The organism is Bradyrhizobium sp. S3.12.5 (assembly GCF_040548225.1).
GTDB lineage: Bacteria > Pseudomonadota > Alphaproteobacteria > Rhizobiales > Xanthobacteraceae > Bradyrhizobium > Bradyrhizobium cytisi.
On the sequence record NZ_JBEPRF010000001.1, the window covers coordinates 104,726 to 123,435 of the forward strand.

The 18,710-nt window shown below is 65.2% G+C and carries 18 protein-coding genes; 7 read left to right on the forward strand and 11 right to left on the reverse strand.

Features of this window, described 5'->3' with window-relative positions; genetic code table 11:
* Positions 1 to 78: 78 nt before the first annotated feature.
* Entirely contained in the window at positions 79 to 693 is a 615-nt protein-coding gene (locus ABIC09_RS00475) for a hypothetical protein (RefSeq protein ID WP_354036200.1), read from the forward strand.
* 108 nt (positions 694 to 801) lie between these two features.
* A complete protein-coding gene (locus tag ABIC09_RS00480) occupies positions 802 to 1,281 on the forward strand; it encodes a MarR family winged helix-turn-helix transcriptional regulator (RefSeq protein ID WP_354036199.1) in 480 nt (159 codons plus the stop codon).
* Between the two features lie 15 nt (positions 1,282 to 1,296).
* Here the strand turns inward: ABIC09_RS00480 and prfA are convergent, their stop codons facing one another.
* The 3 genes from prfA to ABIC09_RS00495 all read right to left on the reverse strand — a co-directional run bounded on the left by prfA (position 1,297) and on the right by ABIC09_RS00495 (position 6,226).
* Complete coding sequence (prfA, locus tag ABIC09_RS00485) at positions 1,297 to 2,382, reverse strand: peptide chain release factor 1 (RefSeq protein ID WP_354108087.1); 1,086 nt, start codon at positions 2,380 to 2,382, stop codon at positions 1,297 to 1,299.
* Between the two features lie 52 nt (positions 2,383 to 2,434).
* Positions 2,435 to 4,702 carry a phosphoenolpyruvate--protein phosphotransferase gene (gene ptsP, locus ABIC09_RS00490; RefSeq protein ID WP_148756450.1) on the reverse strand — a complete coding sequence of 756 codons (2,268 nt, stop codon included), beginning with the start codon at positions 4,700 to 4,702 and terminating at the stop codon, positions 2,435 to 2,437.
* 267 nt (positions 4,703 to 4,969) lie between these two features.
* Positions 4,970 to 6,226 carry an aspartate kinase gene (locus ABIC09_RS00495; protein WP_148756449.1) on the reverse strand — a complete coding sequence of 419 codons (1,257 nt, stop codon included), beginning with the start codon at positions 6,224 to 6,226 and terminating at the stop codon, positions 4,970 to 4,972.
* A 178-nt stretch (positions 6,227 to 6,404) separates the two neighbouring features.
* On the opposite strand from ABIC09_RS00495, the gene ABIC09_RS00500 reads away from it, so the two are divergent.
* The 3 genes from ABIC09_RS00500 (at position 6,405) to ABIC09_RS00510 (ending at position 8,681) form a co-directional block, all read left to right on the forward strand.
* Positions 6,405 to 6,872: a PH domain-containing protein gene (locus tag ABIC09_RS00500; protein ID WP_148756448.1), complete on the forward strand. Its 468-nt coding sequence runs from the start codon at positions 6,405 to 6,407 to the stop codon at positions 6,870 to 6,872.
* A 15-nt stretch (positions 6,873 to 6,887) separates the two neighbouring features.
* On the forward strand, positions 6,888 to 7,661 hold the full coding sequence (gene ubiG / locus ABIC09_RS00505) for a bifunctional 2-polyprenyl-6-hydroxyphenol methylase/3-demethylubiquinol 3-O-methyltransferase UbiG (RefSeq protein WP_187435493.1): 774 nt from the start codon (positions 6,888 to 6,890) through the stop codon (positions 7,659 to 7,661).
* A 120-nt stretch (positions 7,662 to 7,781) separates the two neighbouring features.
* Positions 7,782 to 8,681, forward strand: coding sequence for an EamA family transporter (locus ABIC09_RS00510; RefSeq protein ID WP_354108088.1), 900 nt, complete (start codon positions 7,782 to 7,784; stop codon positions 8,679 to 8,681).
* Between the two features lie 13 nt (positions 8,682 to 8,694).
* Here the strand turns inward: ABIC09_RS00510 and ABIC09_RS00515 are convergent, their stop codons facing one another.
* The 5 genes from ABIC09_RS00515 to ABIC09_RS00535 form a co-directional block, all read right to left on the reverse strand.
* Positions 8,695 to 9,177 (reverse strand): DUF1178 family protein, encoded by a 483-nt coding sequence (locus tag ABIC09_RS00515; protein ID WP_354108089.1) that lies wholly within the window; start codon positions 9,175 to 9,177, stop codon positions 8,695 to 8,697.
* On the reverse strand, positions 9,174 to 10,052 hold the full coding sequence (locus tag ABIC09_RS00520) for a carbon-nitrogen hydrolase family protein (RefSeq protein WP_354108090.1): 879 nt from the start codon (positions 10,050 to 10,052) through the stop codon (positions 9,174 to 9,176). Before ABIC09_RS00520 ends, ABIC09_RS00515 begins: the two co-directional genes overlap by 4 nt.
* Positions 10,049 to 10,324, reverse strand: coding sequence for a glutaredoxin 3 (gene grxC / locus ABIC09_RS00525; protein ID WP_148756472.1), 276 nt, complete (start codon positions 10,322 to 10,324; stop codon positions 10,049 to 10,051). The genes ABIC09_RS00520 and grxC overlap by 4 nt, the downstream gene beginning before the upstream one ends.
* 47 nt (positions 10,325 to 10,371) lie before the next feature.
* Complete coding sequence (locus ABIC09_RS00530) at positions 10,372 to 11,169, reverse strand: ComF family protein (RefSeq protein ID WP_148756444.1); 798 nt, start codon at positions 11,167 to 11,169, stop codon at positions 10,372 to 10,374.
* Positions 11,170 to 11,234: 65 nt separating this feature from the next.
* Complete coding sequence (locus ABIC09_RS00535; RefSeq protein ID WP_354108255.1) at positions 11,235 to 11,549, reverse strand: NIPSNAP family protein; 315 nt, start codon at positions 11,547 to 11,549, stop codon at positions 11,235 to 11,237.
* Positions 11,550 to 11,666: 117 nt separating this feature from the next.
* Between ABIC09_RS00535 and ABIC09_RS00540 the strand changes: the two genes are divergently transcribed.
* Positions 11,667 to 12,536, forward strand: coding sequence for a methyltransferase domain-containing protein (locus ABIC09_RS00540; RefSeq protein ID WP_354108256.1), 870 nt, complete (start codon positions 11,667 to 11,669; stop codon positions 12,534 to 12,536).
* A 135-nt stretch (positions 12,537 to 12,671) separates the two neighbouring features.
* Here the strand turns inward: ABIC09_RS00540 and mutT are convergent, their stop codons facing one another.
* The 3 genes from mutT to ABIC09_RS00555 all read right to left on the reverse strand — a co-directional run bounded on the left by mutT (position 12,672) and on the right by ABIC09_RS00555 (position 15,388).
* A complete protein-coding gene (gene mutT, locus ABIC09_RS00545; protein ID WP_148756441.1) occupies positions 12,672 to 13,082 on the reverse strand; it encodes an 8-oxo-dGTP diphosphatase MutT in 411 nt (136 codons plus the stop codon).
* A 9-nt stretch (positions 13,083 to 13,091) separates the two neighbouring features.
* Positions 13,092 to 14,333: a bifunctional glutamate N-acetyltransferase/amino-acid acetyltransferase ArgJ gene (argJ, locus tag ABIC09_RS00550; RefSeq protein WP_354108091.1), complete on the reverse strand. Its 1,242-nt coding sequence runs from the start codon at positions 14,331 to 14,333 to the stop codon at positions 13,092 to 13,094.
* Positions 14,334 to 14,476: 143 nt separating this feature from the next.
* A complete protein-coding gene (locus tag ABIC09_RS00555) occupies positions 14,477 to 15,388 on the reverse strand; it encodes a peptidylprolyl isomerase (protein ID WP_148756439.1) in 912 nt (303 codons plus the stop codon).
* 351 nt (positions 15,389 to 15,739) lie between these two features.
* On the opposite strand from ABIC09_RS00555, the gene secA reads away from it, so the two are divergent.
* Positions 15,740 to 18,580: a preprotein translocase subunit SecA gene (gene secA / locus ABIC09_RS00560; RefSeq protein ID WP_354086377.1), complete on the forward strand. Its 2,841-nt coding sequence runs from the start codon at positions 15,740 to 15,742 to the stop codon at positions 18,578 to 18,580.
* Positions 18,581 to 18,710 lie beyond the last annotated feature (130 nt).

The following is an 18,710-nucleotide window of genomic DNA, read 5'->3' on the forward strand; positions in this document are numbered from 1 at the left end:
ATTATGTCGTGAAAACATATCGGAGCACGATATATATTAGCCTTTGTGAGTACGGGGCTGGCGGGTTCGGCGAGCGAGATGGCGCGGCAGACGACAGTGGCAGGTGCCCGGAAGCGACGATCCTGGCCGCGGGAGGCGGAGCGGCCTGAGGCGGCGTGGCCCGCGGAGGGCAACGACCAGCGCGCGACGCCGCAGTCCGGCGAGCCCTCCCGCACGTCCGAGCCACGCAACCGGCCGGCCGGCGAGCGGGGACCGGCCGTCGGCTCCGTTCCGGCCAAGCGCGCGCCGGCGCCGATGAAGAGACTGAGCGTGCGGGCCCAGAACGTCCTGAAGGAGCTCGCGGTCGAGCTCACCGGCGAGCAGCCGCCGAAGGGCGACTGGTCGCCTTCACGCGAGCTGCTGCGCGCCCTGACGGCCGAGCGCCTCGCGACCGCGCGCAATTGCGGTCCGCATACGATACGGGAGATCGTCGACTGGGCGCAGGGCTGTGGCGTCACCATCAAGCCGGTGCTTCCGCCCGGCGGCTCGCTGTCGCAGATGTGGTCGGAGCTGATCGCCAATGCGTCGGCCGGCGCCTTGACCAGTGCGGAGATCGCCGGCGCGCTGCAGCGCTCGATCCGGCGGAAGAGCGTCCGCATCCCGATCGCATTTCAGGTCATCCTGGTGAAGATCCTGTTGTCCAGCTTCGAATAGGCGGTCGGATAACTGTGCATCCGTGACACCGGCCGGTTGGTCCGGCTGCGGCCGCTTGCTACTTTAGGCTATGTCTCCCGCGACGCGGGGCGGCATGGTCGAGGTGGCATGGTTCAGGCGAAGAAGGCGCAGCGGTCCAAGGTGGTGACGTCGGCCAGGCGCACCGGCAGCGCGATGCGTGATTCCGATTACGCAGCGCTGGCGCAGTTTCGCTACCAGATCCGGAGCTTTCTGGCATTCAGCGAGGCGGCGGCTGCCGAACAGGGATTGACGCCGACGCAACACCAGGCGCTGCTTGGCATCAAGGGTTTTGTCGGCCCCGGTCCCGCGACCGTCGGTGATGTCGCGCGCTTCCTGCTGGTCCGGCATCATTCCGCTGTCGAGCTGATCGATCGATTGGCCAAGCTCGGGCTCGTCAGCCGCGGTGCCGATCCGGAGGACGCCAGGCGCGTACATCTCAAGCTGACGAAGAAGGGCGAGCAGAAGCTCCAGGCGCTCTCGCGGAAGAATCTCGAGGAGCTCCGCCGTGCTGCGAGCCCGGCGCTGAGTCGTCTGTTGAAATCGTTCGGAGAGTCCAGCGAGGCCTGAGCGCCGCGCCGCCCGTCACGCTGCCGCGCCCTCCGCGGCGAGCTGTGCGGCCTGGTGCTCGGTGGTCAGCGCATCGGTCAGTTCGCCAAGCGCTTCGCCCGCGATCACCTGCGGCAGCTTGTAGAGCGTCAGATTGATGCGGTGGTCGGTGACGCGCCCTTGCGGGAAATTATAGGTGCGGATGCGCTCGCTGCGGTCGCCGGAGCCGACCTTCTCCTTGCGCTCGGCCGAGCGCGCGGCATCGAGGCGCTGCTGTTCGGCGTCGTAGATGCGCGAGCGCAGGATGTTCATGGCGGAGGCGCGATTCTTGTGCTGCGAGCGGCTGTCCTGCATCATCACCACGATGCCGGTCGGAATGTGGGTGATGCGGATCGCCGATTCGGTCTTGTTGACGTGCTGCCCGCCCGCGCCTTGCGCGCGCATGGTCTCGATGCGCAGATCGTCGTTCTTGATCTCGACGTCGACCTCCTCGACTTCGGGCATCACGGCGACGGTGGCGGCCGATGTATGGATACGCCCCTGCGTCTCGGTGTCGGGCACGCGCTGCACGCGGTGCACGCCGGATTCGAACTTCAGCTTGGAGAACGCGCCGCGGCCCTGCACCTCCGCGATGATTTCCTTGTAGCCGCCGACGGTGCCTTCGCTGGCCGAGATCACCTCGACCTTCCAGCCCTGCAGGCTTGCGAAGCGTTCGTACATCCGGAACAGATCGCCGGCGAACAGCGAGGCCTCGTCGCCGCCGGTGCCAGCGCGGATTTCCAGCACGACGTTGCGGTCGTCCATGGCATCCTTGGGCAGCAGCGCGACGCGGATTTTCTGGACCAGCTCCTCGATCTTCGGCGTCAGCTCGTCGCGCTCGGCCTCGGCCATGCTGCGCATCTCGGCATCGGTCGCAGGATCGGCGATCAGCGCCTCGGTGTCGGCGAGTTCCTTGAGCGCCGACCGATAAGTCTTCACCGCCTCGATCAGCGGGGTGATCTCGGCGAGCTCGCGCGTGACCTGCACGTAGCGCTCGGAAGAGAGCTGTCCCAGCGATTCGGCCTCGAGCGAAGCGTGATGCGCGAGCAGGACGTCAAGTTTGGCTTCGGGAAGTGACGACATCGGTTTGGTCTCAACAGGCGGAGGGGAGGCGAGGCGGCGAGCGGCAGGCCCGCTACAACGCCAGGCCTTCGGCCTCGGCAAATTCCGTCAATTTCTGCCGGATCGAGACGCTGCCGGTCGGCGCATCCAGCAGCGGCCCAAGCATCGCTTCGGCCTTCTTGGCGTCGAGGTCGATCACCATCGCCTTGACCGGGCCGAGCGCGGTCGCTGACAGCGACAGCGAACGGTAGCCCATCGCGATCAGCGCCAGCGCGCCGATCGGCTTCGAGGCCATCTCGCCGCAGAGCGACAGTGATTTCTTCGCGGCGAGCGATTTTTGCGCGATGTCGCGTAGCGCGCGCAGGATCGGCGCCGACATGGTGTCGAAGCGTTCGGAGACCTTGGCATTGCCTCGGTCGACCGCGAACAGGAACTGGAACAGATCGTTGGAGCCGACCGAGATGAAGTCGACCTTCTTCAAGAGCTCGTCGAGCTGGTAGAGCAGCGCCGGCACCTCGACCATGGTGCCGATGTCGATGCGCTCCGGCAGCGTGTGGCCGTGCTGGCGCAGATAAGTCAGCTCGCGCTCGACCAGCGCCTTCGCCGAATCGAACTCGGCGACCTCCGAGATCATCGGGAACATGATGCGCAGCGCGCGGCCGCCGCCGGCGCGCAAGAGCGCGCGGATCTGGCCACGCAACAGGCCGGGACGGTCGAGCCCGAGCCGGATCGCGCGCCAGCCGAGCGCGGGATTCTCCTCGATCACCGTCTCCATATAGGGCAGCGCCTTGTCGCCGCCGATGTCGAGGGTGCGGAAGGTGACGGGTTTCTGGCCCGCGGCATCCAGTACGGTGCGATAGAGCGCGAGCTGATCGCTGGTGCGCGGCAGGCTCTGGCCGACCATGAATTGCAGCTCGGTGCGGAACAGGCCGATGCCGGCGCTGCCGGTGTCCTCGATATGCGGCAGGTCGATGGCGAGACCGGCATTGATCAGCAGCTCGACCTTCTGGCCGTCCTTGGTGACGCAAGGCCGGTCGCGTAGCGCCAGATATTGCGCCTGGCGCCGGGCGCGGAAGCGGACGCGCTCGGCAAAGGCCGCCTCGATCTCCTGCGACGGCCGCACATAGATCGTGCCCGACGTGCCGTCGACGATGACGGCGTCGCCGGGATCGGCGATGCCCGGCGCATTCGGCACCTCGCCGACTGCGGGAATGCCGAGCGCGCGCGCCACGATCGAAACGTGGGAATTGGCGGTGCCTTCCTCCAATATGATGCCGCGCAGGCGCTTGCGGTCGTAGTCCAGCAGCGCCGCCGGTCCCATCGCGCGCGCGATGACGATGGCGTTGTCGGGCAGTTGCTCGCGCGAGGGCGCGTGGTCCTGGCCGACCAGCTGCCGCATCAGGCGGTAGCCGAGATCCTCGAGATCGTGCAGCCGGTCGCGCAGATAGGGATCGGTCACGCGCAGCATGCGGGCGCGGGTGTCGGACTGGACGCGTTCGACCGCGGCTTCCGCCGTGAGGCCGGTGGCGACCGCCTCATGCAGCTTGTGTGACCAGCCCTGATCGTTGGCGAACATGCGGTAGGCTTCGAGCACGTCGCGATGCTCGCCGCCCTCGGCGACGTCGCCGCGCTCAAGCATCCGGTCGAGATCCGAGCGCAGCTTGGCGAGCGCGGTGTCGAGCCGCTTGATCTCCTTCGGCAGATCCTCGGCGATGTAGTCCTTGATGACGACGCGCGGCTCGTGCAGCACGACATGGCCGAGCGCAATGCCTTCCGAGAGGATCGCGCCGGCCTTCTGCGTGGAATGGCGCGCGGCCGGCTCGAGGCCCGGCTGAGCGAGCGCGGACAATTCGCCCGACGCAATCAGCTCCGCCAGCACCATGGCCGTCGTCTGCAGCGCCTCGAGCTCTTCCTCGACATAGGTGCGCTTGGCGCGATTCTGCACCACCAGCACGCCGAGCGTATTGCCGGCGCGCAGGATCGGCACGCCGAGGAACGAGTGGTAGATCTCTTCGCCGGTTTCGGGGCGGAACGAGAAGGCCGGATGGCTCTGTGCGTCGTTCAGGTTGAGCGGCGTCGCCTCGCTGGCGACGAGACCGACCAGACCCTCATGGGCACTCAGCACGGTATGGTGCACGGCCTCGCGGTTGAGGCCTTCGGTGGCGTAGAGCTCGAGGGTGTTGTCGACGCGCAGCACGTAAACCGAGCACACCTCGGCCACCATGTTGGCGGCGATCAGCACCACGATCTTGTCCAGCCGCTCCTGGGCCGAGACCTGCTCCGCCATGGTTTCGCGGAGCCGTCTCAACAAGACGCGGGGACCTCCCGACGCGCTCCGCATGAACCGTCAATCTCCTCCGTCTGCCCGACCCGGCGATATTGGCCGGCGGCTGGCCTAAAATTCCAGAAAAACAATCAAATTGTCCGTCCGGCGCAGGCGCAAGCCACCGCTTGCACCGAATCAGCAGCCTGAACTGGGACACAGTCTGCGGCAGCCCACCCTGTTCGCCGTATAGCGAATTGAGGCTTGTTTTGCCAAGCAAAACGCCTGCCAAACGCGAAGGTGTGTACACTTCGCGTTTGCTGCAACCGCTAAGAGAAAATTAGTCTAAACCTGATCGAGGCCGTAAAGTGTATGCAGGGTGCGCACCGCAAGCTCGGTATAGGCGGTGTCGATCAAAACCGAGAATTTGATCTCGGAGGTTGTAATGGCCCGGATGTTGATGTTCCGTCCGGCGAGGGCCGAAAACGCCTGAGCGGCGACGCCGGCATGGCTGCGCATGCCGCTGCCGATCACCGAGATCTTGGCGACGTCGGTGGCGGTATCAAGCCTGATATAGCCGATTTTGGCCTTGGCGGCGGTAATCGTGTCCTTGGCGCGGTTGTAGTCGGCGGCCGGCACCGTGAAGGTGAGGTCGGTGGTCTTGCCGTCCTCGGACACGTTCTGAACGATCATATCGACGTTGATATTGGCATCCGCGAGCGGGCCGAAGATCGACGCCGCCACGCCGGGCTTGTCCTCGATCTGGCGCACCGAGATCTGGGCCTCGTCCTTCGAAAAGGCGATGCCGGTGACGACGTGGCTTTCCATGATCTCCTCCTCGCTGCAGATCAGCGTGCCGGGCGGCTGGTTGGCATGCGGGTCGATGTCCTCGGGCTTGTCGAAGCTCGAGCGGACGAAGATCGGCATGTTGTGGACCATGCCGAGTTCCACCGAGCGCACCTGGAGCACCTTCGCGCCCTGGGAGGCCAGTTCCAGCATGTCTTCAAACGCGATCTTGTCGAGCCTTTTGGCCTTCGGCACGATTCGCGGGTCGGTGGTGTAGACGCCGTCGACGTCGGTGTAGATGTCGCAGCGGTCGGCCTTGACGGCGGCGGCGATCGCCACGGCCGAGGTGTCGGAGCCGCCGCGGCCGAGCGTGGTGATGCGGTTGGTCTTGGGATCGATGCCCTGGAAGCCGGCGACGACCGCGACCTCCTTGCGATCCCTGAAACGGGTGATGATCTCGCTGCCGTCGATGTCCTCGATCCGGGCCGAGGCATGGGCGTCGCTGGTCTTGATCGCGATCTGCCAGCCCTGCCAGGAGCGGGCCTGGATACCCATGCCCTGGAGCACGATGGCGAGCAGGCCCGAGGTCACCTGCTCGCCGGAGGCGACGACGGCGTCGTATTCGCGCGCATCGTGCATCGGCGAGGCCTCGGTGCACCAGGCCACCAGCTCGTTGGTCTTGCCCGACATCGCCGAGACGACCACAGCCACTTCATGGCCGGCGTCGACCTCACGCTTCACATGGCGTGCGACGTTGCGGATACGTTCGATGTTGGCGACGGACGTGCCGCCGAATTTCATCACGAGGCGGCTCATGACGACGCGTGCATTCCCTCATAAGGATCAGTATGGTGACCCGCAATGGACCGGTGCTTGCGGACACCGACCGCGCGTATACATAGCGGCGGGGCCGGGGGCAAGCGGGTTCCTGCGGGGCAGGCTTGAGGTCGCCTTTGGGGGCGTCGCCTTTGGGGGTAATGGGTTAACCGAGATCATGGCGCGTTATATCGACGAGATCCTGCAGCCGGGCGAGCGGGTGCTGTATTCGACCAATGCGCACTGGATCTTCTATTTTCCGGCGATTGTGGCCTGGATCGTAGTCTTGGCGCTGTTCGTGGCGTCCCGGCAAACCATTGTTGAAGGCCTCGTCCTGCTCTGTCTCGTCGCGTCCGGCCTCGTGGCTCTGGCAGCGCTCTACTGGACCGTGAAGGGCTGGTTCCATCGCTTCACCACCGAGACCGACGTCACCAACCTCCGGGTTGTGCACAAGACCGGCTTCATCAAGCGCCGCACCTTCGAGATGGCGCTGGACAAGGTCGAGAGCGTCGACGTCGATCAAACCATTCTTGGACGAATTCTCAACTACGGCGACGTGACCATTCGCGGCGTCGGCGAGGGCATTGAGACGATCAAGACCATCGCCTCGCCACTCGCCTTCCGTAGTTCGATCACCACGCGGTAGGACCGCGCGTAACCCATGAGCATGCAGCAAGATACTTCCGCAACCGCACCCCGCGCGCCGGGCTCGACCGTCGATGCCGCCGAGATCGCGAAATTCTCAAAGCTCTCGGCCGAATGGTGGGACCCCAAGGGCAAGATGGCGCCGCTGCACCGGATCAATCCGTTGCGGCTCGGCTATATCCGCGACGCCGCCTGCCGCAAGTTCGAGCGCAATGTGCGCAGCCTCAACTGCCTCGGCGGCCTGCGCGTGCTCGACATCGGCTGCGGCGCCGGCCTGTTGTGCGAGCCGCTGTCGCGGCTGGGTGCGCAGGTCATCGGCGTCGATCCGTCGGCCAGCAACATCGCCGCGGCGAAGCTGCATGCCGACAAGAGCCATCTGTCGATCGACTATCGCTGCACCACGGTGGAGGAGATCGATCCGCGCGAGCGTTTCGACATCGTGCTGGCGATGGAGGTGGTCGAGCACGTCGTCGACGTCGGCGTCTTCCTGAAGCGCTGCGCCTCGATGCTGAAGCCCAACGGCCTGATGGTCGTGTCTACCCTCAACCGCAATTGGAAGAGCTTTGCGCTCGCCATCGTCGGCGCCGAATACGTCCTGCGCTGGCTGCCGCGCGGCACCCACGAGTGGAACAAGTTCGTCACCCCCGACGAGCTGACCAAGTATCTCCTCGACAACCGCCTCGTCATCACCGAGCAGACCGGCGTGGTCTACTCCCCCTTCGCCGACAAATGGACCCTCTCGTTGGATATGGACGTGAACTACATGGTCGTGGCGGAGCGGATGGTGTGAGGGGGTGAGCGAGGCGCGAGCATCGCTCCTATGACGTTGCGCCGATTGACCTGTTGCCGCGCCCTCGGCAGTTTGCAGTCATTCACCCCGTAGTGCAGTCACCCCCCGCTCACACACCCCATGCTCACCGTCACCAGCCTCTGGATTCCCTTCACCGTCATTGCTGCGCTCGGCCAGGTCGCGCGCAATGCGATGCAGCGATCGCTGACGAAGCCGCTGGGGACCTGGGGCGCGACCAATATCCGCTTCCTGTTCGGCTTCCCGTTCTCGCTGCTATTCTTAGGGCTTGTGCTGATCGCGACCGGCGATCGTCTCGGCATGCCGCCGACCGTGTTCTGGCCGTGGCTGCTGCTCGGTGCGCTCAGCCAGATCGTCGCCACCGGGCTGATGCTGCTCGCGATGAACGACCGCTCCTTCGTGGTGACGACAGCCTATTTGAAGACCGAGGCGATCCAGACTGCGATCTTTGGCTTCGTCTTCCTCGGCGATCACCTGACCTGGCTGAAGGTGTTGGCGATCGTGATCGCGACCGTCGGCGTCGTCATCACCGCGCTGCGGCCGGGCGGCGAGAAGAGTTTTGCGGAGCTGAAGCCGACGATCACCGGCCTGGTTGCGGCCGCGGCCTTCGCGCTCTCCGCTGTCGGCTTCCGCGGCGCGATCATCAACGTTCCCGGCGTCTCGTTCGTGACCTCGGCCTCGTTCACGCTGGTGCTCGGCCTGTTCGTGCAGACGCTGATCCTGACGATCTATCTGCTTTGGCGCGCGCCAAAAGTGCTTCAGTCGATCCTGGGGCTGTGGAGGCCGTCACTGCTGGCGGGCTTCATGGGGGCCTTCGCCTCGCAATTCTGGTTCCTGGCGTTTGCGCTGACGGCTGCCGCCAATGTCCGCACGCTCGCGCTGATCGAGGTGCTGCTCGCGCAAGCCGTGGCGTATTACTCCTTCAAGCAGCCGATCGCGCCGCGCGAGATTTTTGGCATCGTGCTGATCGTGGTCGGCGTGGCGCTGCTGGTGGGATTCTGACGCGCTTTGCGCGTCAATTCCTGTCTTCCGGCAGCGTCGGCAGCGGCGAGACCTCGATGCCCTCGTCGATCAGCGATTTTGCCTCGTCGGGCGAGGCCTCGCCGTAGATCGGACGGTGCTCCTTGTCGCCGTAATGCATCGCGCGGGCTTCGTTGGCAAAACGCTCGCCGACATTGTCGGCGTTCTTGACGATGTGGTCGCGCAGCTCTTTCAGCTTGGTGCGGAGCTCGCGCTCCTGCGCCATCATCAGCGAGGTGGATCCAGACTGCGCCGCTTCGGGCGTTGGCGTCGTGGTCGGCTCCGGCGGCGGTGTCGCGCTGCCGCGCCCCTTCTTGCCGACGATGCGCGGTGCCATGATCGCCTTGTCGACCTTGGCCGAGCCGCAGATCGGGCAGGTCACGAGCTTGCGCTTCACCTGCGAATCATAAGCCGACGAACTCTGGAACCAGCTCTCGAACGCGTGCTTGCGGTCGCAATGGAGCGCGTAACGGATCATACCGATCCCCGCACCAGGTGCAGATGATCCGGCCCGGCCTTGGGATCGGAGACGCCGAAGCGGCGGCCGTGCTGGAGCGAGGGGATCGCGCGGCGTGCGGTCTCGACCCTGGCCGGGTCGATCTTGGCCATGATGATGCCGGGCTCGACACCGCCCTCGGCGAGAATCTCGCCCCAGGGATCGATGATCAGCGAGTGACCATAGGTCTCGCGCTTGTTCTCGTGCAGGCCGGCCTGCGCAGCTGCGAAGATGAAGCAGCCCGTCTCGATCGCGCGCGACCGCAGCAGGATGTGCCAGTGCGCCTCGCCGGTCTTGCGGGTGAAGGCGGAAGGAACTGTGATGAAGTAGGCACCACTTTCAGCGAGCGCGCGGTAGAGCGCGGGGAAGCGCACGTCGTAGCAGATCGTCAGCCCGACGCGGCCCCAGGGCAGGTCGGAGATCACGGCGGTCTCGCCCGGCTGGTAATTGGCGGATTCGCGATAGCTCTCGCCGTCCGGCAGCTCGATGTCGAACATGTGGATCTTGTCGTAGCTCGCGAGCACATTGCCCTCGGGCCCGATCAGGAAGGAGCGGTTGACCGCCTTCTCCGGCGAAAAGCGCAACGCCAGCGAGCCGACATGGACGTGGATATTCAGCTCGGCCGCGAGCGAGCGATACGCCTTCAGCGAGGCGTCGTGCTCTTCGCTCTGGAGGTGCTCGAACAGCGCCTTGCGGTTCAGCTGCATCATGTTGCTGACCTCGGGCGTCTGCACGTAGTCGGCGCCCTTGGCAGCCGCCTCCCGGATCAGTTTCGTCGCCTGTGCGAGGCTCGGCTCGGGCATCAAGCCGGTGCGCATCTGCACCATGGCGGCGGTGAAGGTCCTGCTGTCGCTCATGAGGCCGCCTTGACGCTTTCGAGGAGGCCGTCCAGCTTGCCTTCGCGGTCGAGCGCGTAGAGGTCGTCGCAGCCGCCGATATGGGTTCCGCCGATCCAGATCTGCGGGAAGGTCGAGCCCTCGCCGGCGCGGTCGTACATCTCGTCGCGCCATGACGCGTCCTTGGCGACGTCGAATTCCGTGAAGCTCGCCTTCTTGCGGGTCAGAAGCGACCGGGCTGCGGAACAATAGCCGCAGCCCGGCCTGGTGTAGATCTCGACAGCAGCGGTCATGGCGTCCAGCGCTTTCATGTCATGAATTTGTTGAATTATATGGGAGTTTAGCGGCTCTCGACAACCCGGGCAAAGACCAGCACGTCGACCTGGGCTGCCTTGGCGCGCAGCAAGGCCCGCGCGCAGGCATCCAGCGTCGCACCTGAGGTCAGGACATCGTCGACCAGGACGATGCGCCGGCCCTGGATCTCGGCCTGACGGTCCGGGGATACCTGGAATGCGCCTTGCACATTGGTGGCGCGCTGGGCTCGCGACAGGCCTATCTGCTGCTCCGTGTGGCGCACCCGGCGCAGCACCTCGCCCCGCACCTTGATCCCGCTCTGTCGCGCGATGATGTGCGCCAGCGCACCGGACTGGTTGTAGCGGCGGCGCCAGGCCCGGCGCCAATGCAGGGGCACCGGCACCAGCATGTCGGCGCCGGCAAGCAGCTCACCGCCCGCGCGTGCCATCCAGCGGCCCATGGCGGGCGCGAGATCCGTGCGGTCCTGGTATTTCAGCGCATGCACCAGCGTGCGCGCGACGTCGTCATAGCGCACCGCCGCGCGTGCCCGCTGGTAGGCCGGTGGACTCGCGATCGCCTCCATCGACAGCATGTCGGGGCCGGGATCATAGACAAAGGGAATACCGAGCCGCGGGCAATAGGGCCGCTCGATGAACGACAGCCTTGCCCAGCACGCCGCGCATACACCCTCGCCATCCACCGGCTCGCGGCAGGAGACGCACAAGGTCGGTAGCGCAATGTCGAGCGCGAGCCTTGGCAGATGCGCCAGCACACCGCGGCAGGCCTTGAGCGCGCCGCGCAGATGGCTGGAAATGGAGCGTGATGGTGATGCCTCGGCGTCCATTGGGCAAGGCTAGCCCCGTCCTGCGCCACGCTCAAGCCAACGGGCTGCTCTTGTCTGTGCCCGGCCTACGGCCCTTTCGGCAGCACGGGCCGGAAGAACGATCGCTCATAGCGACGGAAGCAGCGCGTTTGCCTTGCGAAGTCGATCGCCTTCTGGACGTCCGGATCTTCGGCGCTGTCCTTCCGATATTGTTCGTACGCCGCGAAGCTCGGGAAGCTGAACATCGCGAGGGCGACGTCGCTCGCCCCTTCCGATGGCAGGAAGTAGCCGTGGTGGATGCCGCCGAATCTTGGCACTAGTTCCAGCCACATCCTGCCATAAGCTTCGAATTCGGCGAGCTTGTCCGGGGGGATCTCGTATCGCAGGTAACAGGTGATCATCGTCTGATGCTCCAGTGCGCCACAAAGCTGGCGCGCATTGTTGGCTTGGAACGCGAGGGCCGGTGCGGCGTCCACGAGGAAGGCTAGCGCCACATGCAGTGGATTGCCAGAACCGGCATGATCGGCGTAACCAGCGCCATGGCCACAAACCCACAAACGCCGCCCGCCTTGTTCGATCGTGCTTTGCTGCACGCGCGGCAGCGCCGTGCGCAGGCGCAAGGTGCCGTGAGCTTCCTGCTCGATCGGGTGGCCGAGGACATGTCCGACCGGCTGGCTGCGGTGATGCGCGAATTTCACGCGCCGGCTGATCTCTGGACGCCAGGCGAGGGGCTGGCGGCGTTACGAGCGCGATTGCCGTCATTTCAGCAGATCGCGCTTGGCGAGACCGGCGAGGAGAAGCTGCCCTTCGCTCCCGAAAGCCTCGATCTCGTCGTGTCGGCGCTGGCGCTGCAATTCGTCAACGATCTTCCCGGCGTGCTCGCGCAAATTCGCCGGGCACTGAAGCCGGACGGGCTACTGCTCGCCGCGATGATCGGCGGCGACAGCCTGACCGAGCTGCGGCAGGCGTTTGCTGCGGCGGAAGTCGAATGCGAGGGCGGCGTGTCGCCGCGGGTGGTGCCGTTCGCGGATCTGCGGGATATCGGCGCGCTGTTGCAGCGGGCGGGTTTTGCGCTGCCGGTCACCGACGTCGACCGCGTCGTGGTGCGCTATTCCAATGCCTTTGCCCTGATGCAGGATCTTCGCCGCATGGGTGCGGCCAATGTGCTGATCGAGCGGCGGCGCACGCCGAGCCGGCGCGCGACCCTGCTGCGCATGGCCGAAATCTATGGCGAGCGCTTTGCCGACGCCGACGGCCGCGTCCGTGCGACCTTCGATATCATCTGGCTCTCCGGTTGGGCCCCGCATGCGAGCCAGCAGCAGCCGCTGAAGCCGGGATCGGCGAAAGCGAGCCTGGCGGACGCGGTGAAGAAGGCCGGGGAGAGCTGACACGTGTCCCGGACGCGCTGCAGCGCTCTTGCGCTGCTGCGCAGAGCCGGGACCCAGTCTGCCGTTAGCGCCTGGGCCCCGGCTCTGCAGCGCACCGCTGAAGAAGCGCTGCGCTGCGTCCGGGGCAGGCAAGCCTCACATCAGCAAGTCAATCAAATGCGGGATCAGCGGAATGTCCGCCGGCGGCATCGGATAGTCGCGCAGCTTGTTGGCACGGACCCAGGCCAGCTTCTGGCCCTCCCGCGCCATGACCTGGCCTTCCCAGCGCCGGCAGATGTAGAGCGGCATCAACAGATGAAAGGTCTCGTAGCCGTAGCTCGCGAAGGTCAGCGGCGCCAGGCACGGCTCGGCGACGGTGATGCCGAGCTCCTCATTGAGCTCGCGGATCAGGCTCTGCTCCGGCCGCTCGCCCGGCTCCAGCTTGCCGCCGGGAAATTCCCAGAGGCCCGCGAGCGTCTTGCCCTCGGGGCGCTGCGCGATCAGGACGCGCTTGTCGGCGTCGACCAGCGCGCACGCTACCACCAGTGTCAGTTTGAGATCAGCCATCAGCTTCAGCTACGACCTGTAATCGCCGTTGATCGCGACATATTCCTTGGTGAGGTCGCAGGTCAGCACGCGGTCGCGGCCCTTGCCGAGGCCGAGCGACACCTTGATCGCGATCTCCGGGGCCTTCATCGCTTCCGACACCTGCGCCTCGTCGTACGACGGATCGCGCGCGCCGCTCTTCGCGACGCGGATGCCGTTGAAGGAGATCGAGAGCTTGTCGCGGTCGGCCGGCTCGCCGGCCTTGCCGACCGCCATGACCACGCGGCCCCAATTGGCGTCCTCGCCGGCGATTGCGGTCTTCACCAGCGGCGAGTTGGCGATCGACATCGCGATCTTGCGTGCCGAGGCCTTGGTCTTGGCGCCCTCGACGGTGATCTCGACCAGCTTGCGCGCGCCTTCGCCGTCACGGGCAACTTGTTCGGAAAGATTGGCGAGCACTTGGTTGAACGCCTTGACGAAGGACTTCAGGCGCGGATCGCTGGCACGGCTGATCTTTGGTGCGCCGTGCTCGGCGGCAGCGCCGGTGGCGAAAGCCAGCAGCGTATCGGAGGTCGAGGTGTCGCCGTCGATCGTGACGGCATTGAAAGTGTCCTCGACGCCGGCCTTGAGCAGCGCCTGCAGCGCGGCGGGCGCGATCGGCGCGTCGGTGAAGATGAAGGATAGCATCGTCGCCATGTCGGGGGCGATCATGCCGGCGCCCTTGGCCATGCCGTTGATGGTGACCTTGGCCTTGCCGAGCTTCACGGTCGCGGTCGCGACCTTGGGGAAGGTGTCGGTGGTCATGATCGCCTTGGCGGCCGCGAGATAATCGCCGGCCTCAGTGGTCTCGGCGAGGCGTTCCAGCACGCCGTCGAACTTGGTCGCGTCCAGCGGCTCGCCGATCACGCCGGTCGAGGCCAGAAAGATCTCGCTCTCGCTGCAGCCGACGGCCTTGGCCGCGATCTTCGCGGTCAGCGCCGTGGAGCCGCGGCCGGTCTTGCCGGTGAAGGCGTTGGCATTGCCGGAATTGACGACCAGTGCGCGTGCCTTGCCGCCTTTGAGCTTGGCGCGGCACCATTCGACCGGCGCGGACGGGCACTTCGACTTGGTGAAGACGCCGGCGACCGCGGTGCCCTTGTCCATGATCGCCAGCAGCACGTCGGTGCGGTTCTTGTAGCGGATGCCGGCCTCGGCCGTCGCGAGACGGACGCCCGCGATCACCGGCATGGCGGGAACGTTCTTCGGGGCGAGCGGGGAGGCGGTTGAGGACATCGCGAGGTGCCTTGGCTTGTGCCTTGGTGAGGTCTGGATATGCAGATGGCCGGGACATCAAGTGCGAAGACGTGCTTCGCACTTTCGGCCCGGCCATTGCGATGCTTAGATACTCTTGGCGTCACCGAAGTGACAGCGAATTTTTACTTCTTGGCGGGGGGCGCCATCTTGCTGTCGGAGGGCTTGGTATCGGCCGGCTTGGCGTCGGCCGCCGGCTGGTCCGTCCGCTCGACCTTGGCTTCAGCGCGGAGCTTGGCGACGTAGTCGGCCTGCGCCTTGCGGGTGACGTACTGCTCGATCTGGGCCTTGACCTGGTCGAACTCAGGCGCCTTGCGGTTGCGCTTTTCCTCGACCTTGATGATGTGCCAGCCGAACTGCGACTTCACGGGATCGGAGATCTTGCCCGGCTCGAGCGCGAACGCGACGGCCGAGAATTCCGGCACCATCTGCTCCTTGGTGAAGAAGCCGAGGTCGCCGCCGTCGGCGGAGCCGGGATCCTTGGACTTCTTCTTGGCGAGCTCGGCGAAATCGGCGCCCTTGTCGAGCTCGGCCTTCACCGCCTTGGCCTCGTCCTCGGTCTCGACCAGGATGTGGCGGGCGCGCACTTCCTGCTCGCCGGTGATCTGCTTGGAGGCCTCCTCGTAGACCTTCTTCATGGCGTCGTCGTTGGTCGCGGCCTTGCCTTCCTGGGCCAGCAGGCTGTCCATCAGCAGGCGATTGCGGGCGAACGCCATCCGCTTCTTGAATTCCTCGCCGTCGGCGACCTTCTTGTCCTCGGCGGCCTTGGACACGATCTTCATGTCGATCAGGAACGACAGGACATTCTCGTCCTTGGTCGCGGGATCCATCTGGGCGAGGCTCGGTCCGAGTTCCTCCTCGGCCATGGCGACGTCGCTCTTCTTGATGTCAACGCCATTGACCTTCGCCAGGACCGGATCGTCGGCGGCCCGGAGCGGACCAGCGAACGCCAGGGACAGCGCCAGGGCAAAGCAGCCAGCCAAGGCGGACGCGTGGCGGAAACGCTGGCCGGTGGTGACCGGGAACGAGGTGGTCATGCAAAATCCTTATGTTGAAGCAGGGGCTGCTTAAGCGGGGCGGACACTCGCCCAATTCAGGGGGGCTTGGCAACGCGAAAAGTCTGTCAAAATGATGAATTAGCCGCAATGCGCCTGCCGTTGACAAGGCCCTGACCGGGCCATATCTCTGCCCGGTCGCGACCATGGCGATGGCGTTTATTTTGCTGCGTTTTTGGCCGTTGAACCCAGACTAGCCCAATTCCCACCCATATGGCGGATGACCCCGCAGTCCGGGCTCTGACGCCGACAGGCGTCACGGTGAGTTGATAGGCAGGCGGGTGACAACTTCTTGGCTGCAACGCGGTTAAATCGCGAACACAGGAACTAGGCATGATCGGCGCGCTCGCCCGCAAGTTTTTCGGCTCCGCCAACGACCGGCGGGTGAAGGGATATCAGTCCCGCGTCAACGCGATCAACGCGCTGGAGCCCGAGGTCTCGAAGCTCTCCGACGAGGCGCTCAAGGCCCGCACCGCTGACTTCAAGAAGCAGCTTGCCGAGGGCAAGACGCTGGACGATTTGCTGGTGCCAGCCTTCGCCACCGTGCGCGAAGCTGCCAAGCGCACGCTCGGCCAGCGCCATTTCGACGTCCAGCTGATCGGCGGCATGGTGCTGCACGAGGGCGACATCGCCGAGATGAAGACCGGCGAAGGCAAGACGCTGGTGGCAACGCTCGCGGTCTACCTCAACGCGCTCGCCGGCAAGGGCGTCCACGTCGTCACCGTCAACGATTACCTCGCCCGCCGCGACTCCGCCTGGATGGGCCAGATTTACGGCTTCCTCGGCCTGACCACCGGCGTGATCGTCCATGGCCTCGACGATGCCGAGCGCAAGGCGGCCTATGCCTGCGACATCACCTACGGCACCAACAACGAATACGGCTTCGACTATCTCCGCGACAACATGAAGTACCGGCTCGAGGACATGGTCCAGCGGCCGCATTTCTATGCGATCGTCGACGAAGTCGACTCCATCCTGATCGACGAAGCGCGCACGCCGCTCATCATCTCCGGCCCGCTCGACGACCGTTCCGACTTCTACAACACCATCGACTCGTTCCTGCCCAAGCTCGACAAGAGCGACTACGACGTCGACGAGAAGCAGCGCACGGTGACGCTCACCGAAGCCGGCATGGAGAAGATCGAGAAGCTGCTGCGCGATGCCGGCCAGCTCAAGGGCGAGTCGCTCTACGACGTCGAGAACGTCTCCGTCGTGCACCACATCAACCAGGCGCTGCGCGCCCACACGCTGTTCACACGCGACAAGGACTACATCGTCCGCGACGACGAGGTCGTGATCATCGATGAGTTCACCGGCCGCATGATGCAGGGCCGCCGCTATTCCGAAGGTCTGCACCAGGCGCTGGAAGCCAAGGAGCACGTCCAGGTCCAGCCGGAGAACCAGACGCTCGCCTCGATCACCTTCCAGAACTATTTCCGGATGTACGAAAAGCTCGCCGGCATGACCGGCACGGCGCTGACGGAAGCCGACGAGTTGTTCGACATCTACAAGCTCGAGGTCGTGGAGATCCCGACCAATCTGCCGGTCGCACGTCTGGACGAGGACGACGAGGTCTATCGCACCCAGAACGAGAAATACGCTGCGATCCTGGCCGAGATCGAGCGCGCCAATGCGCGGCTGCAGCCGGTTCTGGTCGGCACGGCCTCGATCGAAAAGTCGGAGGTGATTGCCGAGTACCTCAAGAAGCACGGCTACCGGCAGATCGACTTCGGCAACGAGAACTCGATGCAGAAGCTGTACGCCGCGGCGCGCGCCAACAAGCCGGCAAAGCTGTTCGCGGTGCTGAACGCGCGCTTCCACGAGCAGGAAGCCTACATCGTTGCCGAGGCCGGCGTTCCCGGCGCGATCACGATCGCGACCAACATGGCCGGCCGCGGTACCGACATCAAGCTTGGCGGCTCGCTCGACATGCGGATCCAGCAGGAGACTGCTGATATCGCGGACGAGGCCGAGAAGGCCAGGAAGATCGAGCAGATCAAGGCCGACATCGAGCACTTCCGCGAGATCGTGCTGAAGGCCGAGGAGACCGTCGAGATCGAGCCGGCAAAGGGCTCGAAGCCGGCCAAGACCGTCAAGAAGCCGGGCGGTCTCTACATCATCGGTTCGGAGCGGCATGAATCCCGCCGCATCGACAACCAGCTCCGGGGTCGTTCCGGACGTCAGGGCGACCCCGGGCGCTCGAAGTTCTTCCTGTCGCTGGAAGACGATCTGATGCGCATCTTCGGCTCGGATCGTCTCGACAGCATGCTCCAGCGTCTCGGCCTGCAAGAGGGCGAGGCCATCATCCATCCCTGGATCAACAAGGCCTTGGAGAAGGCGCAGCAGAAGGTCGAGGCCCGCAACTTCGACATCCGCAAGAATCTGCTCAAGTTCGACAACGTCCAGAACGACCAGCGCAAGGTGATCTTCGACCAGCGCGTCGAGCTGATGAAGGACGACAGCGTTGCCGAGACCGTCACCGACATGCGCCACGCCTTCATCGACGATCTCGTTGCCAAGCACGTGCCCGAGCATGCCTATGCCGAGCAGTGGGATGTCGCCGGCCTGAACGAAGAGCTGAAGCGCGTGCTCGATCTCGACCTGCCGGTCCAGGACTGGGCCAAGGAAGAGGGCATCGCCGACGAGGAGTTGCTCAAGCGCATCGAGACCCGCGCCGACGAGCACATGGCAGCCAAGGTCGGGCAATGGGGTCCCGACGTGATGCGTTACGTCGAGAAGACCATTCTGCTGCAGACGCTCGACCATCTCTGGCGCGAGCACCTGATCATGCTCGACCATCTGCGCCAGGTCATCGGCCTGCGCGGCTACGGCCAGCGCGATCCGTTGCAGGAGTACAAGACCGAAGCCTTCAATCTCTTCCAGGAGATGAGTGCGCACCTGCGCGAGGCCGTCACCGCGCAGCTGATGCGGGTCGAGATCGTCCCGCCGGAGCAGGAGGCGCCCATCCTGCCGCAGATGGAAGCGCACAAGCTCAATCCGGATACCGGCGAGGACGAAATGGCGCTCGCCAGCGTCACGCTCGCCCCGCAGGCCACGGACGCCGCGCTGCGCGATCCGAAGAACCCTGCCAGTTGGGGCAAGATCGGCCGCAACGAGGACTGCCCCTGCGGCTCAGGCAAGAAGTACAAGCACTGCCACGGGCGGTACGCGTAAGCGGTTTAGCTCTCTGTCGTGCCCCGCGAAGGCGGGGCATCCAGTACGCAGCGGCCTCTCGGCTCAATCACGACCCTCTCGGAATACTGGATCGCCCGATTAAATCGGGCGATGACAGGTGTGCGTGTGG

What these genes read in the sequence shown, in the direction of transcription:
- ptsP (WP_148756450.1), bottom strand. Translation starts at nt 4,702, where the DNA reads ATGCGGAGCGCGTCGGGAGGTCCCCGCGTCTTGTTGAGACGGCTCCGC.
- ABIC09_RS00500 (WP_148756448.1), top strand. Translation starts at nt 6,405, where the DNA reads ATGGCGCGTTATATCGACGAGATCCTGCAGCCGGGCGAGCGGGTGCTG.
- ABIC09_RS00515 (WP_354108089.1), bottom strand. Translation starts at nt 9,177, where the DNA reads ATGATCCGTTACGCGCTCCATTGCGACCGCAAGCACGCGTTCGAGAGC.
- ABIC09_RS00555 (WP_148756439.1), bottom strand. Translation starts at nt 15,388, where the DNA reads ATGACCACCTCGTTCCCGGTCACCACCGGCCAGCGTTTCCGCCACGCG.
- mutT (WP_148756441.1), bottom strand. Translation starts at nt 13,082, where the DNA reads ATGGCTGATCTCAAACTGACACTGGTGGTAGCGTGCGCGCTGGTCGAC.
- ABIC09_RS00520 (WP_354108090.1), bottom strand. Translation starts at nt 10,052, where the DNA reads ATGAGCGACAGCAGGACCTTCACCGCCGCCATGGTGCAGATGCGCACC.
- ABIC09_RS00475 (WP_354036200.1), top strand. Translation starts at nt 79, where the DNA reads ATGGCGCGGCAGACGACAGTGGCAGGTGCCCGGAAGCGACGATCCTGG.
- ubiG (WP_187435493.1), top strand. Translation starts at nt 6,888, where the DNA reads ATGAGCATGCAGCAAGATACTTCCGCAACCGCACCCCGCGCGCCGGGC.
- ABIC09_RS00480 (WP_354036199.1), top strand. Translation starts at nt 802, where the DNA reads ATGGTTCAGGCGAAGAAGGCGCAGCGGTCCAAGGTGGTGACGTCGGCC.
- grxC (WP_148756472.1), bottom strand. Translation starts at nt 10,324, where the DNA reads ATGACCGCTGCTGTCGAGATCTACACCAGGCCGGGCTGCGGCTATTGT.
- ABIC09_RS00510 (WP_354108088.1), top strand. Translation starts at nt 7,782, where the DNA reads ATGCTCACCGTCACCAGCCTCTGGATTCCCTTCACCGTCATTGCTGCG.
- ABIC09_RS00530 (WP_148756444.1), bottom strand. Translation starts at nt 11,169, where the DNA reads ATGGACGCCGAGGCATCACCATCACGCTCCATTTCCAGCCATCTGCGC.
- ABIC09_RS00540 (WP_354108256.1), top strand. Translation starts at nt 11,667, where the DNA reads ATGATCGGCGTAACCAGCGCCATGGCCACAAACCCACAAACGCCGCCC.
- ABIC09_RS00535 (WP_354108255.1), bottom strand. Translation starts at nt 11,549, where the DNA reads ATGATCACCTGTTACCTGCGATACGAGATCCCCCCGGACAAGCTCGCC.
- ABIC09_RS00495 (WP_148756449.1), bottom strand. Translation starts at nt 6,226, where the DNA reads ATGAGCCGCCTCGTGATGAAATTCGGCGGCACGTCCGTCGCCAACATC.
- secA (WP_354086377.1), top strand. Translation starts at nt 15,740, where the DNA reads ATGATCGGCGCGCTCGCCCGCAAGTTTTTCGGCTCCGCCAACGACCGG.
- argJ (WP_354108091.1), bottom strand. Translation starts at nt 14,333, where the DNA reads ATGTCCTCAACCGCCTCCCCGCTCGCCCCGAAGAACGTTCCCGCCATG.
- prfA (WP_354108087.1), bottom strand. Translation starts at nt 2,382, where the DNA reads ATGTCGTCACTTCCCGAAGCCAAACTTGACGTCCTGCTCGCGCATCAC.